At 30.4% G+C, this 25507-nt stretch carries 31 protein-coding genes and 2 tRNA genes; 24 read left to right on the top strand and 9 right to left on the bottom strand.

The genetic code is table 11. The features are described 5' to 3' along the window. The first annotated feature begins 68 nt into the window (after positions 1-68). From ELQ10_RS04275 to ELQ10_RS04240, 9 genes are all read left to right on the top strand, one after another. Positions 69-1445, top strand: coding sequence for a replicative DNA helicase (locus ELQ10_RS04275; protein ID WP_002869960.1), 1377 nt, complete (start codon positions 69-71; stop codon positions 1443-1445). Positions 1446-1507: 62 nt separating this feature from the next. Then, a complete protein-coding gene (locus ELQ10_RS04270; protein ID WP_134250242.1) occupies positions 1508-2110 on the top strand; it encodes a hypothetical protein in 603 nt (200 codons plus the stop codon). Then, entirely contained in the window at positions 2101-2307 is a 207-nt protein-coding gene (locus ELQ10_RS04265) for a hypothetical protein (RefSeq protein WP_002921573.1), read from the top strand. Before ELQ10_RS04270 ends, ELQ10_RS04265 begins: the two co-directional genes overlap by 10 nt. 73 nt (positions 2308-2380) lie before the next feature. Then, positions 2381-2683, top strand: a complete 303-nt coding sequence (locus ELQ10_RS08725) for a YkgJ family cysteine cluster protein (RefSeq protein WP_074484164.1) — start codon at positions 2381-2383, stop codon at positions 2681-2683. Positions 2684-2754: 71 nt separating this feature from the next. Beyond that, on the top strand, positions 2755-3684 hold the full coding sequence (locus tag ELQ10_RS04255; RefSeq protein WP_208379420.1) for a hypothetical protein: 930 nt from the start codon (positions 2755-2757) through the stop codon (positions 3682-3684). A 41-nt stretch (positions 3685-3725) separates the two neighbouring features. Next, positions 3726-3944: a hypothetical protein gene (locus tag ELQ10_RS08575; protein WP_167843409.1), complete on the top strand. Its 219-nt coding sequence runs from the start codon at positions 3726-3728 to the stop codon at positions 3942-3944. Between the two features lie 119 nt (positions 3945-4063). Then, entirely contained in the window at positions 4064-5395 is a 1332-nt protein-coding gene (locus ELQ10_RS04250) for a hypothetical protein (RefSeq protein ID WP_186820581.1), read from the top strand. 15 nt (positions 5396-5410) lie between these two features. After that, positions 5411-5560 carry a hypothetical protein gene (locus ELQ10_RS08570; protein WP_208379419.1) on the top strand — a complete coding sequence of 50 codons (150 nt, stop codon included), beginning with the start codon at positions 5411-5413 and terminating at the stop codon, positions 5558-5560. A 274-nt stretch (positions 5561-5834) separates the two neighbouring features. Beyond that, complete coding sequence (locus ELQ10_RS04240) at positions 5835-6707, top strand: YafY family protein (protein WP_134250241.1); 873 nt, start codon at positions 5835-5837, stop codon at positions 6705-6707. Positions 6708-6728: 21 nt separating this feature from the next. On the opposite strand, the gene ELQ10_RS04235 is transcribed toward ELQ10_RS04240, so the two are convergent. Both ELQ10_RS04235 and ELQ10_RS04230 read right to left on the bottom strand, forming a co-directional pair. Then, positions 6729-6804 (bottom strand) — tRNA-Met (locus ELQ10_RS04235). 34 nt (positions 6805-6838) lie between these two features. After that, positions 6839-6913, bottom strand: a tRNA-Gln gene (locus ELQ10_RS04230). 92 nt (positions 6914-7005) lie between these two features. On the opposite strand from ELQ10_RS04230, the gene ELQ10_RS04225 reads away from it, so the two are divergent. The 5 genes from ELQ10_RS04225 to lpxD are packed head-to-tail and all read left to right on the top strand — an operon-like array spanning position 7006 to position 11621. Beyond that, positions 7006-8025 carry a bifunctional 3,4-dihydroxy-2-butanone 4-phosphate synthase/GTP cyclohydrolase II gene (locus tag ELQ10_RS04225; RefSeq protein WP_002852104.1) on the top strand — a complete coding sequence of 340 codons (1020 nt, stop codon included), beginning with the start codon at positions 7006-7008 and terminating at the stop codon, positions 8023-8025. 11 nt (positions 8026-8036) lie between these two features. Beyond that, positions 8037-8480, top strand: a complete 444-nt coding sequence (locus tag ELQ10_RS04220) for a GatB/YqeY domain-containing protein (protein WP_002852081.1) — start codon at positions 8037-8039, stop codon at positions 8478-8480. A 17-nt stretch (positions 8481-8497) separates the two neighbouring features. Next, complete coding sequence (locus tag ELQ10_RS04215) at positions 8498-10198, top strand: acetolactate synthase large subunit (protein ID WP_052857877.1); 1701 nt, start codon at positions 8498-8500, stop codon at positions 10196-10198. Beyond that, entirely contained in the window at positions 10195-10659 is a 465-nt protein-coding gene (ilvN, locus tag ELQ10_RS04210; protein ID WP_134250240.1) for an acetolactate synthase small subunit, read from the top strand. The genes ELQ10_RS04215 and ilvN overlap by 4 nt, the downstream gene beginning before the upstream one ends. Then, the gene (gene lpxD / locus ELQ10_RS04205) at positions 10656-11621 is read left to right on the top strand and encodes a UDP-3-O-(3-hydroxymyristoyl)glucosamine N-acyltransferase (RefSeq protein ID WP_002852180.1); all 966 of its coding nucleotides are present in this window, start codon (positions 10656-10658) and stop codon (positions 11619-11621) included. Before ilvN ends, lpxD begins: the two co-directional genes overlap by 4 nt. Here the strand turns inward: lpxD and queA are convergent. The 4 genes from queA to hemW are packed head-to-tail and all read right to left on the bottom strand — an operon-like array spanning position 11610 to position 14902. Beyond that, on the bottom strand, positions 11610-12638 hold the full coding sequence (queA, locus tag ELQ10_RS04200) for a tRNA preQ1(34) S-adenosylmethionine ribosyltransferase-isomerase QueA (protein ID WP_134250239.1): 1029 nt from the start codon (positions 12636-12638) through the stop codon (positions 11610-11612). The two genes, lpxD and queA, sit on opposite strands and share 12 nt — an antisense overlap. Beyond that, positions 12631-13368: a twin-arginine translocase subunit TatC gene (gene tatC / locus ELQ10_RS04195; protein ID WP_002856930.1), complete on the bottom strand. Its 738-nt coding sequence runs from the start codon at positions 13366-13368 to the stop codon at positions 12631-12633. Before tatC ends, queA begins: the two co-directional genes overlap by 8 nt. Further along, positions 13369-13776, bottom strand: coding sequence for a Sec-independent protein translocase protein TatB (tatB, locus tag ELQ10_RS04190; protein WP_002855100.1), 408 nt, complete (start codon positions 13774-13776; stop codon positions 13369-13371). 58 nt (positions 13777-13834) lie between these two features. Beyond that, positions 13835-14902 (bottom strand): radical SAM family heme chaperone HemW, encoded by a 1068-nt coding sequence (gene hemW / locus ELQ10_RS04185; protein ID WP_134250238.1) that lies wholly within the window; start codon positions 14900-14902, stop codon positions 13835-13837. A gap of 100 nt (positions 14903-15002) precedes the next feature. Between hemW and ELQ10_RS04180 the strand changes: the two genes are divergently transcribed. From ELQ10_RS04180 to cmoA, 10 genes are read left to right on the top strand one after another with little or no spacing between them, the layout of a single operon-like run. Continuing rightward, complete coding sequence (locus tag ELQ10_RS04180) at positions 15003-15473, top strand: RNA pyrophosphohydrolase (protein WP_002854797.1); 471 nt, start codon at positions 15003-15005, stop codon at positions 15471-15473. Between the two features lies 1 nt (position 15474). Beyond that, the gene (locus ELQ10_RS04175; protein ID WP_002854935.1) at positions 15475-16677 is read left to right on the top strand and encodes an aspartate kinase; all 1203 of its coding nucleotides are present in this window, start codon (positions 15475-15477) and stop codon (positions 16675-16677) included. After that, positions 16678-17214 (top strand): HobA family DNA replication regulator, encoded by a 537-nt coding sequence (locus ELQ10_RS04170; RefSeq protein ID WP_002861289.1) that lies wholly within the window; start codon positions 16678-16680, stop codon positions 17212-17214. 5 nt (positions 17215-17219) lie between these two features. Then, positions 17220-17819, top strand: coding sequence for a DNA polymerase III subunit delta' (locus tag ELQ10_RS04165; RefSeq protein ID WP_002921223.1), 600 nt, complete (start codon positions 17220-17222; stop codon positions 17817-17819). A 1-nt stretch (position 17820) separates the two neighbouring features. Further along, complete coding sequence (gene folP / locus ELQ10_RS04160) at positions 17821-18963, top strand: dihydropteroate synthase (protein WP_134250237.1); 1143 nt, start codon at positions 17821-17823, stop codon at positions 18961-18963. Further along, positions 18964-20907: an NAD-dependent DNA ligase LigA gene (gene ligA / locus ELQ10_RS04155; protein WP_134250236.1), complete on the top strand. Its 1944-nt coding sequence runs from the start codon at positions 18964-18966 to the stop codon at positions 20905-20907. Beyond that, positions 20888-21892, top strand: coding sequence for a hypothetical protein (locus tag ELQ10_RS04150; protein WP_079005345.1), 1005 nt, complete (start codon positions 20888-20890; stop codon positions 21890-21892). Before ligA ends, ELQ10_RS04150 begins: the two co-directional genes overlap by 20 nt. After that, positions 21889-22650 (top strand): TlyA family RNA methyltransferase, encoded by a 762-nt coding sequence (locus ELQ10_RS04145; RefSeq protein WP_044305887.1) that lies wholly within the window; start codon positions 21889-21891, stop codon positions 22648-22650. Before ELQ10_RS04150 ends, ELQ10_RS04145 begins: the two co-directional genes overlap by 4 nt. Further along, complete coding sequence (locus ELQ10_RS04140) at positions 22616-23470, top strand: bifunctional riboflavin kinase/FAD synthetase (protein WP_134250235.1); 855 nt, start codon at positions 22616-22618, stop codon at positions 23468-23470. Before ELQ10_RS04145 ends, ELQ10_RS04140 begins: the two co-directional genes overlap by 35 nt. Next, on the top strand, positions 23457-24167 hold the full coding sequence (gene cmoA / locus ELQ10_RS04135) for a carboxy-S-adenosyl-L-methionine synthase CmoA (protein ID WP_079005305.1): 711 nt from the start codon (positions 23457-23459) through the stop codon (positions 24165-24167). The genes ELQ10_RS04140 and cmoA overlap by 14 nt, the downstream gene beginning before the upstream one ends. Here the strand turns inward: cmoA and ELQ10_RS04130 are convergent. From ELQ10_RS04130 to ELQ10_RS04120, 3 genes are read right to left on the bottom strand one after another with little or no spacing between them, the layout of a single operon-like run. Next, entirely contained in the window at positions 24157-24378 is a 222-nt protein-coding gene (locus ELQ10_RS04130; protein ID WP_079005306.1) for an EexN family lipoprotein, read from the bottom strand. The genes cmoA and ELQ10_RS04130 overlap by 11 nt on opposite strands. Beyond that, a complete protein-coding gene (locus ELQ10_RS04125; protein ID WP_134250234.1) occupies positions 24369-24809 on the bottom strand; it encodes an EexN family lipoprotein in 441 nt (146 codons plus the stop codon). Before ELQ10_RS04125 ends, ELQ10_RS04130 begins: the two co-directional genes overlap by 10 nt. 57 nt (positions 24810-24866) lie before the next feature. Then, positions 24867-25499 carry a trimeric intracellular cation channel family protein gene (locus tag ELQ10_RS04120; RefSeq protein ID WP_134250233.1) on the bottom strand — a complete coding sequence of 211 codons (633 nt, stop codon included), beginning with the start codon at positions 25497-25499 and terminating at the stop codon, positions 24867-24869. Positions 25500-25507: the final 8 nt, after the last annotated feature.

Here is a 25507-nt window from a genome sequence, read left to right as displayed (position 1 = left end):
TAAGTTTTATAATTTAAGTTTTTTTAGATAGAATTTTTAGAATTAATTTATACTTATAAGGAAATTTAGTGCAGCAAGAGTATTATGACTTGGATTTAGAACGAGCTATTTTAAGCAGTTGTATCATGAGTGAAGAAGCTTATGCTAGTATAGCAGGCGATATTAGCCCAAAAGATTTTAGTCTTAAAGCTCACCAAGATATTTTTAAAGCGGTTATAGCTTGTAGCAATAACAAAGAGCCCATTTCTGTAAGTTTTTTAAGAAAACATAAAAAAATAGATGAGCAAATTTTAGCAGAAATTCTTGCTACTCCTTCTATGATAGATTTACCTGCTTATGTAAATGAACTTCGCGAAAAGTCTGTAAAAAGACAGCTCTTGAGTTTTGCGCATCTTTTGCCAACTCGTATCAATGAAGATCGTGCTGTAAGTGAAATCGCAGATGAAATTGGTAAAGAAATTTTTAGCATTACAAATCGTGTGAATTCTAGGGATATTAAAGATGTTGATATGGTAATATCAGAACTTTTTGAAGAATTTAAAAAGCAAAAAACTTTAGAAAATAAAGGTATTATAGGGCTTGATACAGGTTTTGAAGGTCTAAATAAAATGACAAAAGGTTTTAAAGGGGGTGAACTTATAATAATCGCTGCGCGCCCAGGTATGGGAAAGACAACTCTTTGTTTAAATTTCATTGACAAGATTTTAAGACAAAAAAAAGGCGTGGCTTTGTTTTCTCTTGAAATGCCTGCAACTCAAATTATGCAAAGAATGCTATCTTCCAAAACTTCCATTCCTTTGCAAAAAATTTTAACTGCAGATTTAAACGATGATGAATGGGAGCGTTTAGGAGATGCTTGTAATGATTATAGTCAAAAGAAATTATATATTTACGATAGTGGTTATGCAACTATCGCTGATGTAAGGGCTATTTTAAGGCGTTTAAAATCTCAAGATGAAAGTATAGGACTTTGTGTGATTGACTATATAGGACTTATGATGAGTAATTCAAATTTTAATGATAGACATTTGCAAGTTAGTGAAATTTCAAGAGGACTTAAGCTTTTGGCTAGGGAGCTTGATATGCCTATTATCGCACTTTCACAACTTAATCGTGGCTTAGAGCAAAGGGCAAATAAGCGTCCTTTGATGAGTGATTTGCGAGAAAGTGGAGCTATAGAGCAAGATGCGGATGCTATTTTGTTTGTATATCGCGATGAGGTTTATAGAGAACAAGAAGAAAAAGAAAGAGAGAATAAAGCTAAAGCTGAAGGCAAAGCTTATCAAAGGCTTTTTATACCAAATCCTATGCAAGAAAATGCTGAAATTATTGTTGGAAAAAATAGAAATGGGCCTGTTGGAACTATAGAAGTTGTATTTTTAAAAGAAAAATCTTGTTTTGTAGATAAACCTATAGGCTATGAAACTACTGAATTTACAGGCTAGCTTTAATAAAATAAGTTTTTAATATTTTAAAGTTATTTTTTACGACACAACCTGTCGCAAGGGTGTTTTATACTTTCTTTGTTATTTTAAAACAAGGAGAGAAAATGTTAAAACAAATCGCATTTGGTGGTATAGCTCTTACAGCTACAGGATATGGCATAAAAAAATTATACGAAAAATTATCCAAGCCAGAAAGAAAATTTGATACACATGCTATTGTTCCAAGCTGTAAGGATGTAATCAATACCGAAGAATACAAACTCAAAAGAGAGCTTGAAGTCGAACAAAAGAAAAATCAAATTCAAGAATTTCTTTGCGAATGCATGGAGTGTTATAGCGGCTTTTCAAAATATTTTAATTCTAAGGAATTTTTAGAATTTGAGCAAAATTTTACCTCTAAAAATAATCATAAAACAGAATTTCTTTTGTCGTCTTATAAAGATCAAATGATAAAAGTGATCGACTATGCTAAAAAATTTGAATGCTTGAGTGCTTTTTTGGAAACACAAAGCGAAAAAAATGACTTAGTGGTTGTAAAAATGATAAGTGAAAGTATGGAGAGAAAAACACAGAGATTTTATCTGCAAACAAAATTTCAAACTTTTCCTCAGTATATTTTTCCTTCTGTGTGGAGTTCTCCTATGTGGAATAAACAATGGGAATAATACTTGGAATTTTAAGTCTTATAGCCGGCTTTGTTGCTATAGTGTTGATGTGTAGTTTGTATTTTATAGTGTTTATGGTTTTTGTTGGCATAGCGATACTTATTTTTCTTTCTATGCAACCTTATCCTTACAATATAATATTTTGTGCTATATATTTAATCACAATTTTAGCGCTAGTGCTATGGCGTAAATATTAAAAATTTATTTAATATTATTGATAATTATATAAAATTTTTGATAGAATATAAATAAAATTACAAAGGAGGAAAAATAAAAACTAATAATTTTCCTTGTACTATTTGTGGAGTTTGTTGTAAAAGTATTGATGGTATACCGGAATTACAAAAATTTAACAATGGCGGAATTTGCATCCATCTCACAAAAAATAATACTTGCGCAATTTACGATACAAGACCTTTAATTTGCAGAATTGATGAAATGTATAACATGTATTTTGCACAATATTATACAAAAAATCAATTTTACAATGAAAATATAAAAATATGCAACAAATTGCAAAAAAAATTAAAATTAAATAAACGATTTAGAATTAAATTAATACAGGAGGATTAATATGCCAGTACCATTTATTTTAGGAGGAATTGCATTAGCAGCAGGTGCTTTTGGAGCAAAAAAAGTCTACGATGGTCATCAAGACAAGAATAAAGCTAAAAAAAATCAACCATACAGCTGATTATGTTTATAACAATGCAAGAGAAGAGCTTGAAATTTCCAAAGAACAAGCTCAACAAAATTTGGAAAATTTTGGTCGAGCAAAACTTCACATACATGAAAATTCATTAAAAGAATTTATAGAAATTTTTTCAAAAATTAAAAATGTTCAAATTAATGATTTTGCAAAAGATGATTTTAAATTTAATATTAAAGAATTCATAAAAACGTTAGATTCGGTTTGTATTGATTTTGCTAAATTAACAGGAGGTGGAATTGCATCTCTTGGAGCTGGAGCTTTGGCAGGCATTGGAGCTTATGGAAGTGTGGGATTACTAGCTAGCGCATCAACAGGAACAGCAATAGCATCTTTAAGCGGTGCAGCAGCTACAAATGCAACTCTAGCTTGGCTTGGAGGAGGTAGTCTAGCAGCCGGTGGTTTTGGTATGGCTGGAGGAATGGCGGTTTCAGGAGGCATTGTCGCGGCTCCAGTTTTGGCAGTTGGAGGATTTTTATATGCAAAAAACGCTGAAAAAACCTTACATGACGCAAACAGTAACTTAAGCAAAGCGCAAACAATAGCTAAAGAATTTCAAACTGCAAAAATCGTTACTGACGCAATTAGTGAAATTTTAACACATACTTTGCAAATTATCGAACAAATTGATGAAAAACTTATCAAAGAATTGCAAACACTTAAACTAATAGTTATTAGAGAAAATGATTATAATAAATACTCAACAGGTGAAAAAGAATATCTACTTTTTATTGTTAATCTTGTAAAAGTTTTAACAGGAATTTGCAAATTAAATGTCTTAACAGAAGACGGTGTAGTAAATCAAGAATTTAAAAAAGCAATTGAATTTGCACAGCAACAAACAAATGAATTAATTAATAAATAAATTTAGATGGCATTATCGCCATCTAAACTAAGGAGTGTGTAATGAATAATCGGGCTTTATTTGACGAATTAATGGACGAGTTAAATACTCAAAGTTTGGCAAGATTTAATTTTAATATTTTTAATTTAAATACATATGCTGCAATGGTTGAAAGCGCAAAGTTAACAACAAACATGCAAAAAGATATCAAACAACACGGCAAAAATCCAAATGGTTTTGGGCAATTTTTTGAAACCCTAGAAGTTGGAAAAAAAATATAAAATCTGCTTATTTTCAAACCGGAGAACAAACTTACACCACAGACGAATTAGCAGCAATTAACCACTTTCAACAAAATAAAAATTTTAACACTTTAAATGACGAAAAAACGCAAACAATTATGGCAAATTATAGCGATGAAGAAATTCAAAATATCGCAAAAAATCAAAATTTATTTCAAGAAGCAAAAACAAATCATCCTTTGATTGATATTATTACCATAGATGAAAATGGAAAAGTTACCCAAAGTTCCCAATTAAAAGCAATTGGACATAGTATTTTTTCTAGCAAATATAATAAATATTACGATGGAATAAAAAATAATCAACTAACCTCTATTATTGTTGATGAACAAACCTATAACAATGCAGAGCTAGAAATCCAAAATTTAAAAGATAGAATCAAAAATGCACCAAAAGAAAAGCAAGAAATTTTAAGAAAACAATTGCAAGAAAAAGAATGGAAATTTAAATGTCTAGAAAAAGGTAGTAATAAAGAAAAAGCGGGATATCAAAAAAATACAAACCATACAAATACTAAAAGCCCTATAAATGAAACCATAAAAACACAAGCAATGCAAACAGGTATCCATATAGCACAAACAGGAATTAGCGAAGCAACTATTGTAGCGCTAAGTACATTTGCAAGTGGTGTCATTTATGAAATGCATTCAGAGTTTATCAAAAAAAATCACGAAAACATTGAAATCAGAATTAAAAGAATATTAAATATAGTTATACAAAAATCACTCGATGCCTTTCAAAGAGGAGCTAGCTTTGGCGTTTTAGATAGCATAATAACAATTATAAGTCAGATTTTTAAAAAAATAGGCGGCCATCTCAAATCTCTATGGAGCAATATACGAAAATCCTTAAAATCAATATGGAATGCCATTTGGGATTTTATAAATGGAAAAATTAAATCAAAAAAAGATTTAATTAAAATAATATTAAAATCCTTATTTTCTGCAATAATAATTACCTTTAGTATTACAGTAGAAGAGCAAATTTCAGCATTATTAAGCCCAATTTTAACACCTTTAATTGCATCACCATTAGCAATCGCTGTTTCAATATTTCTTTGTTCTTTTGCTGTTGTTGCATTTGCTCACACCATTGATGTTACCTTGGATGCTTTTTTTAGTATCTGTGCCTCTGTCGAAATGGCTAAAAAACGCAAAGAAGAAATTGAAGCGATTTATAATTGCATTATGCCCAAGATGATAGAAAATCAAAACAAGCTTGAAAAATTTATTTCTAATTATCTTGACAAATTAAAAATAAATAGTCATTCAAATTTCAAAGCAATATGCGAATCTATGCAAAAACACAACTACGCTCTAGCTAATCAATATATATTGCTTTTAGCAAAAGAATTTGATATCACAAATCTCTTTAAAACTCAAAAAGAATTTGATCATTTTATGCTAAGTAATGAAACTTTAAAATTTTAAATTAAAGGAATTAATATGGGAATTTTTAATACATTAAAAACATTAGCATTAAGCGCAAAATGTGCAACTGGATGGCATGGAGGAGAATTTAAAAATGAAGATGACAAGCCTAAATGTTTTTTTCAAAAATATGTCCAGATTGCAACAAATATATACAAAAAATAGAACATAAATTTGGAGATTATATTATCACAAATCATAGAAATTGTGAAGGATATAAAGAGTGCGAATACTGCAATTTAAAAGAATATGGCACTTATCATCAATACGAAGAAATTGGCGTAAATGCATCTTGTCAAATTATAAAAAAATGTCGACAATGTGGAGATGAACAACTAGGTGCCACCAAACATTCTTGGATTACAATTCCATTTACCGACAAAGAATTCTCCGTAAATGGAAAAAGGAAATGTAAAGATTGTGGTTTCATTGGATAACAATGAAAGAATACGACAAATTAAGCATACGCTTGGTGCAGATTTTATCAAAATTTAACAATGGGGAAAGTCTAAGCGCCCAAGAGCTTGCGCAAGAGTTTAATGTCGATACAAGAACCATACAAAGAGATCTTAACGAAAGGCTTACTTTTATGCCTATTAAAAAAGAAAATGGAAGATATGTTTTAGAAAGCTTTGCTTTGGGAAAATTAAGCTTTAAAGATATACAGAATTTCGCCACCTTAAGTGGTATTGCTGAGCTTTATCCAAAACTCGATCAAGGCTTTATAGTCGATCTTTTAAGCCATAGGGTAAATAAAGTTTTGATGGTAAAAAATGAAGGTTTTCAAAAGGTGGATTATGAGCTTTTTAAAGATCTTAGTGTAGCTATACTCAAACACAATGTATTGAATTTTTTCTACAAGGAAAAAGAACGCCAAATCAAACCTTACAAACTTGTAAATTACAAAGGAATTTGGTATCTTTTAGGGGATGAAAACGATAAATTAAAACATTTTAATTTAGATAAAATTTCAAAATTACACACTAAAAATGAAAATTTTATCCCCGATGAAAAACTTGAGGAACAAATCCAAAATGATCCTAATATCTGGCTTGGAGAAAGCAAAGAAGTGATTTTAAAACTTGATAAAAATGCTAAGGAATATTTTTTTAGAAAAGAAATACTAAGCAATTATCAAATCATTGATGAAGATGAAACAAGCTATACTTTAAGTACTCAAGTTTCCTATGAAGATGAAATTTTGCATTTGGTTAAGCAGTGGATTCCTTATATAAAAATTCTAGCCCCTATAGAACTGAAAACACGGCTGGAGAATATTTTAAAAAGTTATTTAAACAATCTATCTAAATAAAATTTATTTTAAATCCATAACTGGTTGCGAAGGGGAGATTTGAACTCCCGACCTTCGGGTTATGAGCCCGACGAGCTAACCACTGCTCTACTTCGCGGCATATAAAATACTTTGAAATATAAAATAAGAAGTGGATGGGGTAAAGGGATTCGAACCCCTGAATGACAGGACCAAAACCTGTTGCCTTACCGCTTGGCGATACCCCAATAAATATTTTTTAAAAGTGTGATTATAATGAATTTTAATTTATTTGTCAAGCAATTTAAGTTATAATTTTAAAAATTTTAAGGAAATAAAAATGAAATTTGTTAGCGTAGAACAAGCGATTAAGGATTTACAAGCAGGAAAAATGCTTGTTATGGTAGATGCAGAAGATAGAGAAAATGAAGGTGATTTAATCTTTCCTGCGCAATTTAGCACTCAAGAAAAAGTAAATTTCATGATAAAAGAAGCTCGTGGTGTGGTTTGTGTAGCCTTAGATGAAACTTTGGCAAAAAAATTTGAACTTCCTTTAATGGTGCCTAAAAATACTTCAAACCACGAAACTGCTTTTACTATAACCGTAGATGCAAAAGATGCTACAACAGGAGTTAGCGCCTATGAAAGAAATATGACTATACAAATTTTTGCCGATGATAATGCTAAAGCGAGTGATTTTGTAAGACCAGGGCATATCAATCCTTTAATCGCAAAAAAAGGTGGGGTTTTAGAACGCACAGGTCATACAGAAGGCACGGTTGATCTTTGTAAATTAGCAGGATTAAAAGGTGCTTGTGTGATTTGTGAAATCGTAAAAGATAATGGAGATATGGCAAGAAGAGAAGATCTAGAAATTTTTTGCCAAAAACATGATTTAAACATGATAGCCGTAAGCGATCTTATAGAATATCGCCTAAAACATGAAAGCCTTATTAAGCTTGAAGAAAAAAGTCAAAGTGTTTTAGCAGGCTTTAAAGCAGAAAAATTTATCTTTAGCGATCATAATCAAACCCAACACATAGCTTTTTGCTTTAAAGATATTAAAAAATGTGAAAATGTTAAATTTCATATCAGTGGCAGTGATTTTGAGCTTTTAACTTCAGATAAATTTTCAAAACTTTTAGAGCAAATCAAATTTCTTAGTGAAAATGGTGGCGTTATAGTTTTCATGCAAGGAGAAAAATCCAGTACCACTCAATACAAAAATTATGGCATAGGAGCACAGATTTTAAGATATTTTGGTATAGAAGAAATTAAACTTTTATCTCAAAGTTGTGATAAAGACTATATAGGCTTAGAAGGTTTTGGTTTAAACCTTAAAGCTTGTAATTTTAACTAAAAAGGAAAAAAATGACTTTAAAAGAACAAATTTTAAACGATATCAAAGAGGCAATGAAACAAAAAGATGATTTTAAAAGAGATAGTTTAAGAACTCTAAATGCAGCTTTTAAGCAAATAGAAGTGGATGAAAGAATAGAATTAGATAATGAAAGAATTTATAAAATCATTGCAAGTGAAATCAAAAAACGCAAAGACGCAATCGAACTTTATCTTAAGGCAAATCGTGAAGATTTAGCACAAAAAGAACAAAATGAAATAAGTCTTTTTGAAATTTATTTGCCTAAACAACTAAGTGATGAGGAGTTAACTTTAGCCTTAAAACAACTTATAGAAGAATTGGGTGTAAGTTCACTAAAAGAACAAGGTTTGGTAATGAAAGAAGCTAAAATAAAATTAGGTGCGAGTGTTGATGGCAAAAGACTTAATTTAGCACTTAAAGAGCTTTTACAATAATTTTTTGGAGTGTTATTATGAAAGAGTTAAGCGGTTCAGCAATGATTTGCGAGGCTTTAAAAGAAGAAAATGTTAAAATTGTTTTTGGCTATCCTGGAGGCGCTGCGCTTAATATTTATGATGAAATTTATAATCAAAAGTATTTTAAACATATTTTAGTGCGTCATGAACAAGCGGCTTTGCATGCTGCTGATGCTTACGCAAGAATGAGTGGAGAAGTGGGCGTAGCTATAGTTACAAGCGGACCAGGTTTTACAAATACTATTACAGGCCTAGCTACGGCTTATAGTGATTCTATCCCTTTGGTGTTGATTTCAGGACAGGTGGCAAATTCTCTTATTGGTACAGATGCTTTTCAAGAAATTGATGCAGTAGGCATTTCAAGACCTTGTGTAAAGCATAATTATTTAGTTACTTGCATAGAAGAGTTTCCACGCATTTTAAAAGAGGCTTTTTATATAGCAAGAAGTGGTAGACCTGGGCCTGTGCATATAGATGTGCCAAAAGATGTAAGTGCAACTTTGGGACTTTGGGAATATCCTAAAGAAATTTCTATGAAAACTTATAAGCCCGTTTATAAGGGTAACTCAAAGCAAATTAAAAAATTTGCAGAGCTTTTAAAAGAAGCAAAAAGACCTTTATTTTACTTGGGTGGAGGATGTATCAGTTCTAATGCAAGCGAGCAAATCAGAGAGCTTGTAAAATTTACAAAAATTCCAGCAGTTGAAACCTTAATGGCGCTTGGAACTTTAAGAAGTGATGATGTTTTTAATCTTAAAATGGCAGGCATGCATGGAAGCTATGCTGCTAATATGGCTTTAAGTGAGTGTGATTTGCTTGTGAGTGTAGGAGCGAGATTTGATGATAGGATTACAGGAAAAACAAGTGAATTTGCTAAACATGCGACTATAGTTCATGTTGATATTGATCCTAGTTCTATTTCAAAGATTATCAATGCGCATTATCCTATAGTAGGAGATATTAAAGAAGTTCTTAAAGAGCTTTTAGAAGAGCTTAAAAAGGAAAATTTCAACACAACTTTTAAAGAATGGCACGAAACTTTAAAGCGTTATAATGAACTTTATCCGCTTTCTTATGAAGATAGCAATGAGATTTTAAAACCGCAATGGGTGATTGAAGAATGTGCGAAAATGGCTCCAGATGCAAGGATTATTACTGATGTGGGTCAGCATCAAATGTGGGTAGCGCAGTTTTATCCTTTTAATTATCCAAGACAACTTGCAACAAGTGGAGGGCAAGGAACTATGGGATATTCTTTACCTGCTGCTTTGGGTGCAAAGCTTGCTGTGGGTGAAGAAGTGGTGATTAATTTCGTAGGCGATGGATCGGTTTTGATGAATATCCAAGAGCTTATGACTGCTTATGAGTATGGTATAAAAACTATAAATATTATTTTAAATAATGCCTTTTTAGGTATGGTAAGACAATGGCAAAGTATGTTTTATAAAGAGCATTTTTCACAAACTGATTTAAGCACTCAGCCTGATTTTATCAAAATAGCTCAAGGTTTTGGTTGTGAAGGTTATGAAATTTCAAGCAAAGAAGAATTCATTCAAGCTTTTAGCCAAGCTTTAAAAAGTGATAAAACCTCTCTTTTAAATGTAAAAATTGATCGCTTTGAAGATGTTTTACCTATGGTGCCTGCAGGAGGTGCGATTTATAATATGATTTTACCAAAGGCAAAGGATAGACAATGAGAAGGGTTTTATCGGTAATTGTTTTAAATGAGCATGGGGTTTTATCTCGTATAGTAGGACTTTTTTCAGGAAGAGGTTATAATATTGACTCGCTTACAGTAGCACCTTTGGAAAATAAAGAATTTTCTCGTATTAATATAGTCACTTCAGGAAGTGAAAGAACTTTTGAGCAGATAGTCAAACAACTTCATAAGCTCATTCCTACTTATAAAGTGATAGAAAGTGAAGAATTTATTGACAAAGAAATGGCTTTGGTGAAAATTCCTTTAAATGAAAATTTAGGTGGACTTGATGCCGTTTTGAAAGCTTATAATGGTACTATTGCAAATAGCAATGAGAATTTTTTGTTTTTAATAGTTGCTGATGATGCAAATCGCATTGATAATTTTTTAAAAACAATTAAAAAATACAATCCTAGTGATATAGTTCGCAGTGGATCTGTTTTGATGGAGATTAAATGAAATTAAGTGAAATAGCAGAATTTTTAAGCTTGGAATATAAAGGCGAGGATATAGAAATCAGTGCTTTAAATTCTTTATTGAAAGCAAATTTTACAGAGCTTACTTATTGTGATGGTGAGAAAAATACCAAAGATATACCTCACACAGGAGCTGCTGCTATTTTAGTATCTAAAGAATATGAAAATTTAGTACCTAAAGATACTAAAGCTTTGATTACTCAAAGCCCACATTTGAGTTTTGCTTTTTTAAGCAAGCTTTTTGCTAAACCTTTGATAAGCACAGCTAAAGAAAAAGTACAAAATATCGCAAAAAGCGCAAGAATCATGCCTAATGTCTATATAGGCGATAATGTAAATATCGGTGAAAATGTAATCATTATGGCAGGAGCTTATATAGGCGATAATGTCAGCATTGGTGATGAGAGTATTATCCATCCTAATGTAGTTATTTATAATGACACTAAAATCGGTAAAAAATGTCATTTACTTGCCAATTGTGTAATAGGAAGTGACGGTTTTGGTTATGCGCACAATAAAAACGGCGAACATTATAAAATTTATCATAATGGCAACGTGGTTTTAGAAGATTTTGTAGAAGTGGGGGCTTGTACAACTATAGATAGAGCAGTTTTTGATAGTACTATTATCAAAGCAGGTACTAAGGTAGACAATCTAGTTCAAATCGGACATAATTGCAATATAGGTCAAAATTGTATTATTGTGGCGCAAACTGGAATTTCAGGTTCAAGTGAGTTAGGACGCAATGTTATTATGGGTGGTCAAAGTGCAACGAGTGGACATTTAAAAATAGGCGATTTTAGTACTATAGCTGCAAGAGGCGGTGTGAGTAAAAATTTAGAAGGCGGGCGTGTTTATGGAGGTTTTCCTATCATGCTTCAAAAAGATTGGCTAAAACTTCAAGCTAAAATAGCAATAAATTTTAAAGAAAAATCACAAGATTAGCATCGCATCGCCATAAGAGTAAAAGCGATATTTTTCTTTTATGGCGAGTTCATAAAGTTTTAAACACTGTTCTCTACCGATAAAAGCTGAAACTAGCATGATAAGAGTAGATTTTGGTAAATGAAAATTGGTTAAAAGATGATTTTGTCTTATAGGTGGATTTTGCGGGTGTAAAAAAAGATCACAAAAACCATTTTTTGTTTTAGTTCTTGTATAATATTCTATGGTTCTTGTTACCGTTGTTCCTACGCCTAAAATAGCTTGTTTAGAATCTATAATTTCACATGCTTGCTGCGGAATATTAAAAAATTCACTATGCATTTTATGCTCTTGTATATTTTCACATTCCACGCTTTTAAAGGTTCCAGCTCCTACATGTAAGGTTAAATGATAAATTTCGTGTTTTTTTCTTAAATTTTCAAGCATAGTCTCACTAAAATGTAAACTTGCAGTCGGAGCAGCCACTGCGCCTAAATTTTTTGCAAAGATACTTTGATAATCTTTCAAATCGCTTTTTTCATCTTCCCTTTTAATATAAGGAGGCAAGGGTATATGTCCTATCTTGTCAAGCAGGTTGTAAAGATTTGAGGTGTCTAAGGTTTTATCATTTTGAAAAAATTGAACCTTTCGAAGACCATCATCTAAAAGTTCTACAACGCGCGCTTTTAAATCCTCTTTAAAATATAAGATTTCATCTTTTTTAACCCGCCCTTTAATTTGAGCTAGAAAAAGCGGATTGTGAGAATTTAAAAAAGGCTGATGTAAGAAAAGCTCTATTTTTCCTCCGCTTGCTTTATTGCCATAAATTCTTGCTTTAATAACTTTGGTATCATTGAAAAAAATCGCGCAGTCGGGTAAAAAGTCTTTTAAATTTTTAAAAGTAGTGTGAAAAATTTCTTTGTTTTTGCGATCAAAAACCAAAAGCCTAGCATCTTCTTTTGGATTTGCAGGATAGTTGGCTATGAGTTCATTAGCTAGAGTGTAATCATAGCTTGAAAGAAGTAAGTCTTTATTCATCACTTTCTTTATCTTTTGGGGCAGGATTTACCTTTTGAACAATTAAAATAGAAAGTCCATAAAGTCCGCAAAGTGGTCCTGCCATTAAAAATTGAGATAAAACATCAGGTGGAGTCATAAAGGCTGAAAAAACAAAAATAACTAAAACAGCTATGCGAAAATGGCGTTTTAAAAAACTATCATCTATAAGTCCGATTTTAGCAAAGAAAAAGGCAATTACAGGCATTTCAAAAGCTAAGCCAAAAGCCACAACAACTTTCGTAAAAAAATCTACATAAGTTCCTATGGTAATCACAGGATTAAAATCTTCATTTAAACCAAAATTAATCAAAAATTTAAAAGCCAAAGGCACTACAACAAAATAGCAAAAACAAGCCCCCAAGGCAAACATAATGCTTGCAAAGCTAACAAAAGGCACCACAAGGCGTTTTTCATTATCATAAAGTCCTGGAGCTACAAATTTCCAAAATTGCCAAAAAATCACAGGTAGAGAAAAGATAAAGGCCGCAAAAAAACTAACCTTCATTGCGGTAAATAAGGCTTCTTGTACTTCAATTACATTCACATGTTTGGCTACTTCGGGTAAAACAGCTATAAGTGGAGCTTTTAAAATATCTAAGATATAGCTTCGTAGAGCAAAACATACAATAAACATAACTACAATGCAAGCAACGCTTATAAAAAGGCGTTTTCTAAGTTCTATTAAATGAGGTCTTAATTCTTCAAACATTTATTTTTCCGTTTTATCTTGTGTTTCTAATTTGCTAAGATTTGGTTTTTCTTCTGTATTTAAATTTTGTCCGCTAAGGTTATTTTTTGTGTTATCATCTCTGCTATCAAAGGTTAAATCTACCTTTGTTTTATCTAAAATATCTCTTTTAAGGTCATCAAATTCTTCAAAACTGAGTTTTTTGCGTATATTTTCATTAGTGCTTGAAAATTCATCTTTGTATTTCTTAGCCTCTTCTTTTAAGTCATTGATGCGTATTTCTTTTTCTATGCTTGATTTTGCATCATCTATGTTGCGTTTTACAGCCTTTAGAATTTTTGCTATTTGTACTATAGCTTCTGGAAGTTTATCAGGCCCTAAGACTAAAATCGCTACAACTAAAATAACTATAATTTCACCAAAACTCATTAATCGTTACTCTTTGATTTGATATTTTAAATAAATATTTTACTTAAAAAACTTAAATTTAAGATGAGAGATATAAAGCAAGTTCGTCGCTAATGAGAAAATTAGGATTAAAATATCTTTTATTTTTGTAAAAAAGTTTTTTTTCTTTTAATAATATATTTATTTTGTCTTTTTGCCATTGATTGAGTTTTGTTTCATCAATCCCTACTATACTTCTAAGTCCTAAAAATAGATGTTCTAAATTCAAGTCTTTGGAGCTTAGTTGCTCTATAGATCTAAAAGTAGGATTTTCTATGTAATTTTTTAAATTTTTTGCTGTATAAAAACGCTTATTTTCATAAAATCCTACTGCACTTAATCCACAAGCTAGGTAGTTTTTTCCTTGCCAATAAGCAAGATTATGTTTGCAAATTTGGGCTTTGGTTTTTGAAAAATTACTGATTTCATATTGAAAAAAGTCAAGCTCTAGAAGTTGTTTGATGAAAAATTTCATTAAATTAGGAGCATTTTTTTTGAAATGTTCTTTTTTGGCAAAGGCTGTGTTTGATTCTATGGTTAAATTATAAGCACTAAGGTGTGTGATTAAAGCCTTGATTTGTTTTAAGTGTAAGAGTTCAAATTCAAGCATTTTTTTATTGTCTAATTTTGTATCATAAATAAGATCTAAATTGATATTTTTAAAACCTACTTTATTTGCATTTTCTAATGCTTTGATAATCATTTCTTGATTGTGAATTCTTCCAAGAAAGTGAAGTTTTTTAGGATGAAAACTTTGAGCTCCAAAAGAAATGCGATTAACTCCTAAATTTTTCATATTTTTAAGCCAATTTAATGTTGCTGAGTTGGGATTAGCTTCGCATGAAATTTCTACATTTTTATCTAGCAAGGGATATAAAATTTTAAAAATATTTTCATAATTATACGCATCAACACAACTTGGTGTTCCTCCGCCTATGAATAAGGTTTTAATTTGATTTGATTGAATGTTAAATTGTTTTAATTGAAAAACAATATCTTCTTTTAAAGCCTGAAAATAAGCTTTTTCATAATCATTTTTTTTCAAACTTGTAAAAGCACAATAATTACATTTGCTTTCACAAAATGGAATATGGATATAAAAATGCATAAAAACCCTAAAATATTTTATTAAATTTTTAATGTATTTTAATAAAAATTTGATTTGATTTAGGTTAAAATTATATTCTTGAGATTTAAGGAAAAATATTGTGGAAAACGAGAAAAATTATAGACCAAATGTTGCAGCTATTGTTTTATCAAGTTCTTATCCTTTTGAGTGTAAGATTTTCATAGCTAAAAGAAGCGATATGGATAATATTTGGCAATTTCCACAAGGAGGTATTGATAAAGGTGAAAGTGTCAAAAACGCTTTATTTAGAGAACTAAAAGAAGAAATAGGCACTGATGAGGTTGAAATCATTGCTGAGTATCCAGAATGGTTGAGTTATGATTTTCCGAGTAAAATTGTTAAAAAAATGTATCCTTATGATGGACAGATTCAAAAATATTTTTTAGTGCGTTTAAAACACGGTGCTACAATCAATATCAATACCAAGCATCCTGAATTTGATGATTATCAATTTGTGAGTGTTAAACAAATTTTTGAAATGATTAATCATTTCAAAAAAAATATTTATGTTAAAGTGATCAAATATTTTGAAGAGAAAGGTTATATCTAAAATGCTTATAGTTCAAAAATATGGTGGAACAAGCGTTGGAACACTTGAGCGTATTGAAGCAGTAGCCAATAGGGTTATCCAAAGTGCGCAACAGGGTAATCAACTTGTTGTTGTAGTATCTGCAATGAGTGGGGTGACAAATACTCTTATCGAGCAAGCTGAATATTTTAGTAAAACTCCTAATGGTAAAGATATGGATATGCTTTTAAGCAGTGGAGAGCGTGTAACAAGCGCTTTACTTTCCATCGCTTTAAATGAAAAGGGTTATCCTGCTATATCATTTTCTGGGAGAAAAGCGGGAATTATTACAGATAGTGTTTTTACAAAGGCAAGAATTCATCATATTGATACAAAAGCGATAAAATCAGAACTTCAAAATGGTAAAATAGTTGTTATAGCAGGTTTTCAAGGTGTAGATGAGGAAGGTAATGTAACTACCTTAGGGCGTGGTGGAAGCGACTTAAGTGCTGTGGCGGTAGCAGGTGCCTTAAATGCGGATTTGTGTGAAATTTATACCGATGTTGATGGGGTTTATACAACAGATCCAAGAATTGAACCAAAGGCAAAGAAATTGGATAAAATTTCTTATGAAGAAATGCTTGAACTTGCAAGTTTGGGTGCAAAAGTTTTGCAAAATCGCTCTGTAGAGCTTGCAAAAAAATTAAATGTTAACTTAGTAACTAGAAGTAGTTTTAACAATAACGAAGGAACAATGATAACAAAGGAAGATGGAATGGAACAAGCTTTAGTAAGTGGTATTGCTTTGGATAAAAATCAAGCAAGAGTGACTTTAAGAAATGTAGAAGATAAGCCTGGAATCGCAGCTGAAATTTTTTCTGTTTTAGCAAATGAAAATATTAATGTAGATATGATTATACAAAATGTTGGAGTTGATGGCGCTACAAATTTGGGTTTTACGGTTCCTCAAAATGAACTTGAATTAGCTAAAAATGCTATGCAAAAAATTTTAAGCTCAAAAACAACTATAGAAAGTGATAGTGCTGTAGTAAAAGTTTCTATAGTCGGCGTAGGCATGAAATCACATTCAGGAGTGGCAAGTAAAGCTTTTAAAGCTTTAGCTGATGAGGGGATTAATATCGGTATGATTTCTACTAGCGAAATTAAAATTTCGATGATAGTTCATGAAAAATACGGAGAACTTGCAGTTAGAGCACTACATGAGTGCTACGGACTTGATAAATAAATGAGTGATTTTTTAAGTTTTACTCTTGAAAATATCCGCAATGGCGGAGCTTTTATGGCATGGTTGGAGTCGCGTCGTTTAGAATGGGCTCCTTTGATGGCCGCAAGACTTAAATATCTTTTAGAAGGACGTACTTTTGTCTTAATGTGCGATGAACAAAGATCTTGGTATGAAGAGTATTTTTTAAAAAATATAAATTCAAAAGCCGCTCGTCCCATGCTTCCTTTTGTGTCGTTAAATTCTTTATGCAAGAAGAAAGTACAAAGTTCAGAAGATATAGCTTTACTTAATGACTTGCTTGACATTTCTTTTCCTAATGGTTATGTGTATTTTTATATAGGAAGTGCTTCTGATAATAAATCTTTAATCGCTAAATCAAGAGATGATAGTTTATTGTGGCTTTTTGATGAGCAGTTACAAGATAGTTTTTATTTAAATTCTAAAGATAAAGACTTGGATATCAAGCTTATTAGTTTATATCAACTTTTTGATGTAAGTTTGGATGCAATATTATTTTCCAAGGTGCAATTAGGATAAATATTTTGTTTATTAGTAAGATTATTATCAGTGAAGATTTTTTAGGTATTAAAGAAGAAATGATTAATAATTTTGGTATTAAAAAATTAAGATTTTTTATGCCACAAAATGAATTTTTACTTGATGATGCAAGAGCAGTTGAAAAAGAAAGCTATATCGCAGAAACCGAAGAAAAAATTATTGTTTTAATGGCGGATTCTTATAGGATAGAAGCACAAAATTTTTTACTTAAACTTCTTGAAGAACCTCCAAAAAATATTAAATTTCTTATTGTGGTACCTTCTAAAAATTTACTTTTACCTACTATAAAATCACGTCTTATTTGTGAAAAAAGAAAAGTTGAAAAGGAAGTTAAAAAACTTGATTTAGATCTTAAAAGAATGGATTTAAGAATGCTTTTTGATTTTTTGCAAAAAAATGAAAATTTAGATAAAAATGAACTTATGGATCAAATCGCATTGCTTGCTAAAGAATGTGTGAAATATAAAGATTTTAACGCTGAAGAATTAGAGTTTTTTTATGAAAGTTATGAGCTTGCAAAATTAAATTCTAAAAGCGGGGTGCTTTTGGCTACTCTTTTGCTAAATTACTATACAAAGAAATAAAATGAAATTTTTTAAAATCAATCCAAACACCGATTTTAATTTGCTTTGTTCTTTCATAAATCCCCATAAAATGGGACAAAAGATTATGAGTGAAAAAACAAAAATTCATTTTATTTTTATTAAAGATATTTCTACTCCTGCGGCAAATATTTTAAAACAAGATGCTTTAAGAGTAGGAGCTGAACTTATTACTCATAAAGAAGTAATTACTGCAAAAATCACTCATTCAAATGCACTTTTAATGGCAAGTAAAGAGCAAATTCAAAAGCTTATTGTCAAAGAAAAACTTCAAGATTTTGGACTTAAAAATTTGGCTCTTTTTTTGCAAAAAGATTTTTTAAAACCAAAAAAAGCTGAGCTTATGGCAGTGATTAATGTCAATGAAGACAGTTTTAATGCAAAAAGTCGTGTGAGTGAAGAAGACTTTGAAAAAAGGCTTAATGACTTTCTTGCTTTAAAGCCTGAGTATATCGATATAGGTGCAGTTAGTTCAAGACCTGGGAGTGAGTATTGTGGCAAGGAAGAGGAATTTAAAAGACTGAAAAAAGTACTTGACTTAATTTATGAGAAAAATTATTACGAACAAGCAATTTTTAGCTTAGATAGTTTTGATGAATATTGTCTAGAATATGCTTTAAATAAGGGTTTTAAACTCATTAATGATATTACAAGTTTAAGAAATCTTAATCTAGCCAAACTTGCAAGTAAATATGAGGCAAAATATTGCTTAATGCACATGCAAAACAATCCAAATAACATGCAAGAAAATCCTTTTTATGAAGATTTGCTTGATGAAATGACTTTGTTTTTTAAAGAAAAACTTGAACTTTTAGAAAGTTGTGGGGTAAAAGAAAGTATTTTAGATGTAGGTATTGGTTTTGGAAAGAGTGCGGGGCATAATATGATTTTAATCAAACACTTAGAACATTTTTTACAATTTAATAAGCCTTTGCTTATAGGTGCGAGTCGCAAAAGTGTGATTAATGCGTATTTTCAAAGCGAGATTAAAGATCGTTTAGCAGGAACTTTGTATTTGCATTTAAAGGCTTTTGAAAATGGTGCTAGTATTATAAGAGTGCATGATTTATATGAGCACAAACAACTTTTTGCTTTAGCGCAGGCAATGGATAATATAGGAGTTTAGATGAAAAAAGAAGAGTATTTAGAAAAAGTTGCTTTAGCCAATTTGTGGATGAGGGCATATTATGAAAAAGATGAACCCTTGGCTAGCGATGAAGAATACGATGCTTTAATCAGAGAATTAAGAGTTTTTGAAGAACAAAATAAAGATGAAATTTCAAAAGACTCTCCAACACAAAAAATAGCTCCTACTATACAAAGCGAGTTTAAAAAAATAGCTCATTTAAAGCGTATGTGGTCGATGGAAGATGTGTTTGATGAGAGTGAGCTTAGGGCTTGGGCAAAACGCGCAAAATGTGAAAAAAACTTTTTTATAGAGCCTAAATTTGATGGAGCGAGTTTAAATTTGCTTTATGAAAATGGTAAATTAGTAAGCGGCGCCACTAGGGGTGATGGCGAAGTGGGCGAGGATATAACGCTTAATGTTTTTGAGATAGAAAATATACCTAAAAATATAGCCTATAAAGAAAGGATAGAAATTCGTGGAGAAGTGGTGATTTTAAAAGATGATTTTGAGAAAATCAACGAAAAAAGAGCCCTTTTAAATCAGAGTTTATTTGCCAATCCACGCAATGCTGCAAGCGGAAGTTTAAGGCAGCTTGATACAAGCATCACTAAAGAAAGAAATTTGAAATTTTATCCTTGGGGAGTAGGGGAAAATACCTTAAATTTCACCAAGCATAGCGAGGTGATGCAATTTATCAGAGAGCTTGGTTTTTTAAAAGATGATTTTATTAAGCTTTGTGCTAATTTAGATGAGGTTTTAAAAGCTTATGATGAGCTTTTAGTTCTAAGAGAAAAAAAGCCTATGATGATGGACGGTATGGTGGTAAGAATTGATGATCTTGCACTTTGTGAAGAGCTAGGCTATACGGTAAAATTTCCAAAATTTATGGCAGCTTTTAAATTTCCTGCACTTGAAAAAACTACGCGTTTAATAGGTGTAAATTTACAAGTGGGAAGAAGTGGAGTGATCACTCCTGTGGCGGTTTTAGAACCTGTAAATTTAGATGGGGTTGTAGTAAAATCAGCCACACTTCATAATTTTGATGAAATTGCAAGACTTGATGTTAAAATCAATGATTTTGTAAGCGTGATAAGAAGTGGCGATGTTATCCCTAAAATCACTAAGGTTTTTAAAGAGCGTAGAGAAGGTTTAGAGATGGAAATTTCACGCCCTAAGCTTTGTCCTACTTGCCAAAGTGAGCTTTTAGATGAAGGAACTTTAATAAAATGTCAAAATATAGACTGTGAAGATAGACTTGTAAATTCCATCATTCATTTTGTTTCTAAAAAATGTCTTAATATCGACGGACTTGGAGAAAATATAGTAGAGCTTTTATACAAACACAAAAAAATCACTACGCTTGAGAGCATTTTTCATTTAAAATTTAGTGATTTTGAAGGTTTGGAAGGCTTTAAGGAAAAGAAAATTAACAATCTTTTAAATGCTATAGAACAAGCAAGAGAATGTGAGCTTTTTCGTTTTATCACAGCTTTAGGGATAGAGCATATTGGCGAGGTTGCGGCTAAAAAATTAAGTTTAAGTTTTGGTAAAGAGTGGCACAAGCAAAGCTTTGAAGCTTATGCCAATTTAGAAGGTTTTGGAGAGCAAATGGCTTTAAGTCTTTGCGAATTTACGCGTGTTAATCGTACAAGAATTGATGAGTTTTACAAGCTTTTAAATTTGAAAATAGAAAAACTTGAAATCAAAAGTGATGGTGTGATTTTTGGTAAAACTTTTGTAATTACAGGTACTCTTTCACGCTCAAGAGATGAGTTTAAGGCTTTGATAGAAAAGCTTGGGGGTAAGGTAAGTGGCTCAGTTTCTAAAAAGACTGACTATGTGCTTTTTGGAGAAGAGGCAGGTTCTAAGCTGATTAAGGCTAAAGAGCTTGAAGTAAAATGTATAGATGAAAGTGCTTTTAATGAGCTTGTTAAAGAATAGTTCTTATATTTTAACGCTTTTAAGCCTTTTTGGCTTTTTACTAACTTGGCAAAGGACTGTTTTTTCTTTATTTTTTTTAATTCCTATTTTTTTAACACTTTTTTGGGAATTCTTTTTATTTTTAAAGCTTAGAAAAAATATTATAAAAGAAGCTACTTTGATTAAGGGAAGTTTGTTTTATCGTATTAGTATGGGGGATTTTTATCTTTATATTTTTAGTTTTTTCTTGGCGATTTTTGGACTTATTTCTTTATTTTTAAATTTTTTAAATCTTGAAAAAATTGATTTTGTTTTTATATTTATAATTTTGCCTTTATTGATGATATTTTTAAAAAAAGAATTACATTTGCAATTTGTAGATAATGCTTATAATGATTTTAGAATAGTTGTTATCGCTAGTTTTTTTACTGCTTTATTTTATGCATTTTATGGGCTTTTTTTTACTTACAATGAACTTTTAAATTTAGAACTTTTTTCTGGGAAAATCATTGCCTATAAGAGTGCTTCTTTTGTTTATTTTGATTTTTTATCTGAATTTTTGTATTTTGTTTCAAATTTAAAATTTTTTATTTTTTCTTATTTTGGATATTTGGGATTTAGGGCTTTAAATTTTATTTTTGATTTTTTTAATTTTTTTATGTTTTGTTCTCTTTTGGCTTTTGTTTTTAATTTTGTTTTGAAAATAAAGATAAAAATAATTGTTTTATTTTTGTGTTTTATCATGGTTTTAGGAAGTTATTTTTTAAAAGAGCAAAGAAATAATGCCTTAAAATCCGAACAAGAACAAATACTTTTATGGATGAATAATTTTGATTTTTTAAAAGATAATAACTTAAGTTTAATTCAAAAAGAAAAAGATCTTTTTGAAAAAGATCTTAAAGATCTTAGAGAAATTTTTAAAAAAAATGCTTTTGAAATAGGCATTTGGTGGTTTTCTAAAGAAAAAGAAGACTTGGAAAAAAGAATAAATGAGAGTTTAAAATGAGATTTGATTTTTTTGTTTCAAAGCGTTTAAATATCAGTAGAAATAAAGCCTTAGAGCTTATAGAAAATGAAGAGGTTTTGCTTAATGGTAAAAGTTTTAAAGCTTCTTTTGATGTGAAAAATTTTTTAGAAAATTTAAAAAAAACGCAAGATTTAAATCCTGAAGATATACTTTTAACTGATGGGTTAAAATTGGATCTTTTAAGTGAAATTTATGTTTCAAGGGCGGCTTTAAAATTAAAAAATTTTTTAGAAGAAAATGGTATTGAAATAAAACATAAAAATTGTCTTGATATAGGATCTAGTACGGGTGGTTTTGTGCAAATTTTACTTGAAAATCAGGCTTTAAAAATCACTGCTCTTGATGTAGGTAACAATCAACTCCATCTAAGTTTAAGAACAAATGAAAAAATTATCTTGCATGAAAATACAGATCTTAGAACCTTTAAAAGTGAAGAAAAATTTGAACTTATTACTTGCGATGTGAGTTTTATTTCTCTTATTAATTTACTTTATTATATCGATAATTTAGCTTTAAAGGAAATTATCTTACTTTTTAAGCCTCAGTTTGAAGTAGGGAAAAATATCAAAAGAGATAAAAAGGGTGTTTTAAAAGATGATAAGGCAATCTTAAAGGCAAGAATGGATTTTGAAAAAGAATGTGCTAAATTGGGTTGGCTTTTAAAAAATACGCAAAAATCAAGCATTAAAGGAAAGGAAGGTAATGTTGAATATTTTTACTACTATATCAAAAATTAATATTACTTCTTTAGCCATAGGTTGTTTTGATGGTATGCATTTAGGACATCTAAAACTTGTAAAATGTTTAGATGAGAATGGGGCTTTGTTAGTTATTAATAAATTTAAGGGTCAATTTCTTTGTTCAAATCGTCAAAAAGAAGAAATTTCAGGAAAAAAAGTTATAGAAGTGGATTTTGAAAGTATAAAATCTTTAGATGGTAAAGATTTTTTAAGCTTTTTGAAAAAAGAATTTGTCAATTTAAAATTTATAGTAGTGGGATATGATTTTTCTTTTGGGAAAAATAGGGCTTATAATGCTAAAGATATTGAGTTTTTAAGTGGGATAAAAACTATAATAGTTGATGAATTTAACATAGGCGGAGTAGGTGTTCATGCAAGTTTAATTAAGGATTTTTTATCAAAAGCAAATTTGCAAAAAGCAAAAGAATTTTTAGGAAGAGATTATAGTATCAAAGGGAAGATGATTAAAGGACAAGGTTTGGGCTCTAAAGAACTTTTTGCGACTATAAATTTAGATTGTGAAGGTTATTTTTTACCTCAAAATGGTGTTTATGCTACTTTGTTAAAAAGTCAAAGAAAAATTTATAAAAGTGTGAGTTTTTTAGGTATAAGGTCAAGCGATGAAAATTTTGCTATAGAAAGTCATATTTTAGAAGAATTGGGTGAAAAATTCACACAAGGGGAGTTTTTCGAACTTGAGTTTATATCTTTTCTAAGAGAGAATCAAAAATTTCAAGATCTAAAAAAACTTAAAAATCAAATTGCCAAAGACATAGAGCAAGCTAGAGAATTATTAAGGAAAAATGATGAAAGATGAACTTTTTAAACAAAGCCCTAAAAAACAATTTGAATTTGATAAAAGCGTGGCTAGTGTTTTTGATGATATGATCAATCGTTCTGTACCATTTTATAGAGAAAATTTAGAACTTTGTGGTAATTTATTGGCTAAAATTTTATCTACAAATGCAAGTGTTTGTGATTTGGGCTGCTCAAGTGCTAATTTTTTGATTTTTTTGGCAAATCTAAGAAAGGATTTTAAACTTTTTGGCGTGGATAATTCCGCTTCTATGCTCGAAGTTGCAAAGTCAAAAGCTAAAGCTTATGGGCTTGATATAAGTTTTTTTGAAGCTAATTTATGCGAATTTGATTTTTTTGTTTGTGATGTTTTTGTGTCAAATTATACCATGCAGTTTATTCGCCCTCCTAAAAGACAAGAATTGCTTGATAAAATTTATAAAAATTTAAACTCTAAAGGCATTTTGATTATGAGTGAAAAAATCCTTTATGAAGATGCTTTTTTGTCTAAAAATATCATAGAGCTTTATGCTGATTATAAAGAAAAACAAGGCTATTCTAAATTTGAAATTGCAGCTAAAAGAGAAGCTTTAGAAAATGTTTTAATTCCTTATAGTCAAAAAGAAAATTTAAACATGCTAGAAAAGGCAGGTTTTAAGAAAATAGAAAGTATTTTTAAATGGGCAAATTTTGAAACTTTTATAGCTTTTAAGGATTAGAAATATTTTCATCTTCCCATTCATCTTTTGGAAAACCTACCTTATACGCATTAACACAATCTTGACTGATGATAGCTTTGTGTCTGCATTCTAAACTTCTTTTTTTCGCTTCTTCAGGGTGATTTTGATAATATTCTACACTTTTGGTTTGTTCGCATGCTGCAAAAAATATACCAATAAGGCTTAAAAAAAGAGTTATTTTCATGGTAATTTTTCCTGTGTTATATTAACATCATCGCTAAAGATAGAACTTTGATTGTTTTCTGTTGTTTTGGAAGGATAAATTTCAGAAGGTGTTTCTGTTATAGGTGGTATTATAATACTTTCATTATTTTCTGAACTTTGGTTAATATCTTTTGCGGTTTTTTCTTTTTTTAAATCATTTTGTTTTAAAGTTTCTAATATCTGATTATCAGATTTTTTTGGTGTGTTTGGACTGTATTTACTCTCTTCATTTGTTGGTTTAACACCAACTTTTAATGCATTAATACAATCTTCGCTAAGAGTTCCGCTTTCTTTGCATTCTTTTGCTTTTTCTTTTGCTTCGCTAGGATGATTTTTGTAGTAATTTTCTGTTTTGCTATCGCAAGCTGTTATATTAATAACTATTAAAATCGTAAGTAAAATACTTAGTCTTCGCATTTATCAATCTCCTAAAATTTTTAATATCTTAGCAAACTTGTATAAAGCAACGATAAATTATTTTTCTTCATTGTAAGAAAAAATAGGTAAAGACCATTGATATTTGATAGCTAAAAGCCTTGCAAAAACTCCTATAAAAAGAGTTAAAAGTGTGCAAACTAGAGCATTAAGCTCAAGCCAAATTATTAGAGAATAATAGATTGCTCCTGCAATTATGGCAATTCCTGCATAAATTTCTTTTTGAAACACCAAGGGGATTCTCATACATAAAATATCTCTTAAAATTCCACCAAAAACACCGGTGATTACAGCAGCAGCAACAGCGATGATAAAACCATGATTTTGATCTATGGCTATTTGAGCTCCAAGTATGCTAAAAACAACAAGTCCTATAGCATCAAGAGTTAGAAATAAAGTTTCAAGTTTGGTTACTACACGTGGAATTTTTGTTGCTACAAGGGCGCAAAAACAGATTAAAATAATATATTCAGGATGTTTAACCCAAGTTAAAGGATAATGTCCTAAAAGCACATCTCTTATGCTTCCGCCTCCAATTGCTGTTACGAGAGCAATAAAAATAACTCCAAAAAGATCCATTTTATGGCGTCCTGCAGCTAAAGCCCCTGTCATTCCTTCTGTGGAAATACCTATGATATAAAGAGTGGTTATCGTAAGAGCATTTATCTCCATAATTTATA

It is taken from the genome of Campylobacter sp. US42a (genome assembly GCF_004379055.1).
Lineage (GTDB): Bacteria > Campylobacterota > Campylobacteria > Campylobacterales > Campylobacteraceae > Campylobacter_D > Campylobacter_D jejuni.
Note: the sequence above shows the minus strand (reverse complement) of the source record. Positions and strands in the feature narration are given on the sequence as shown.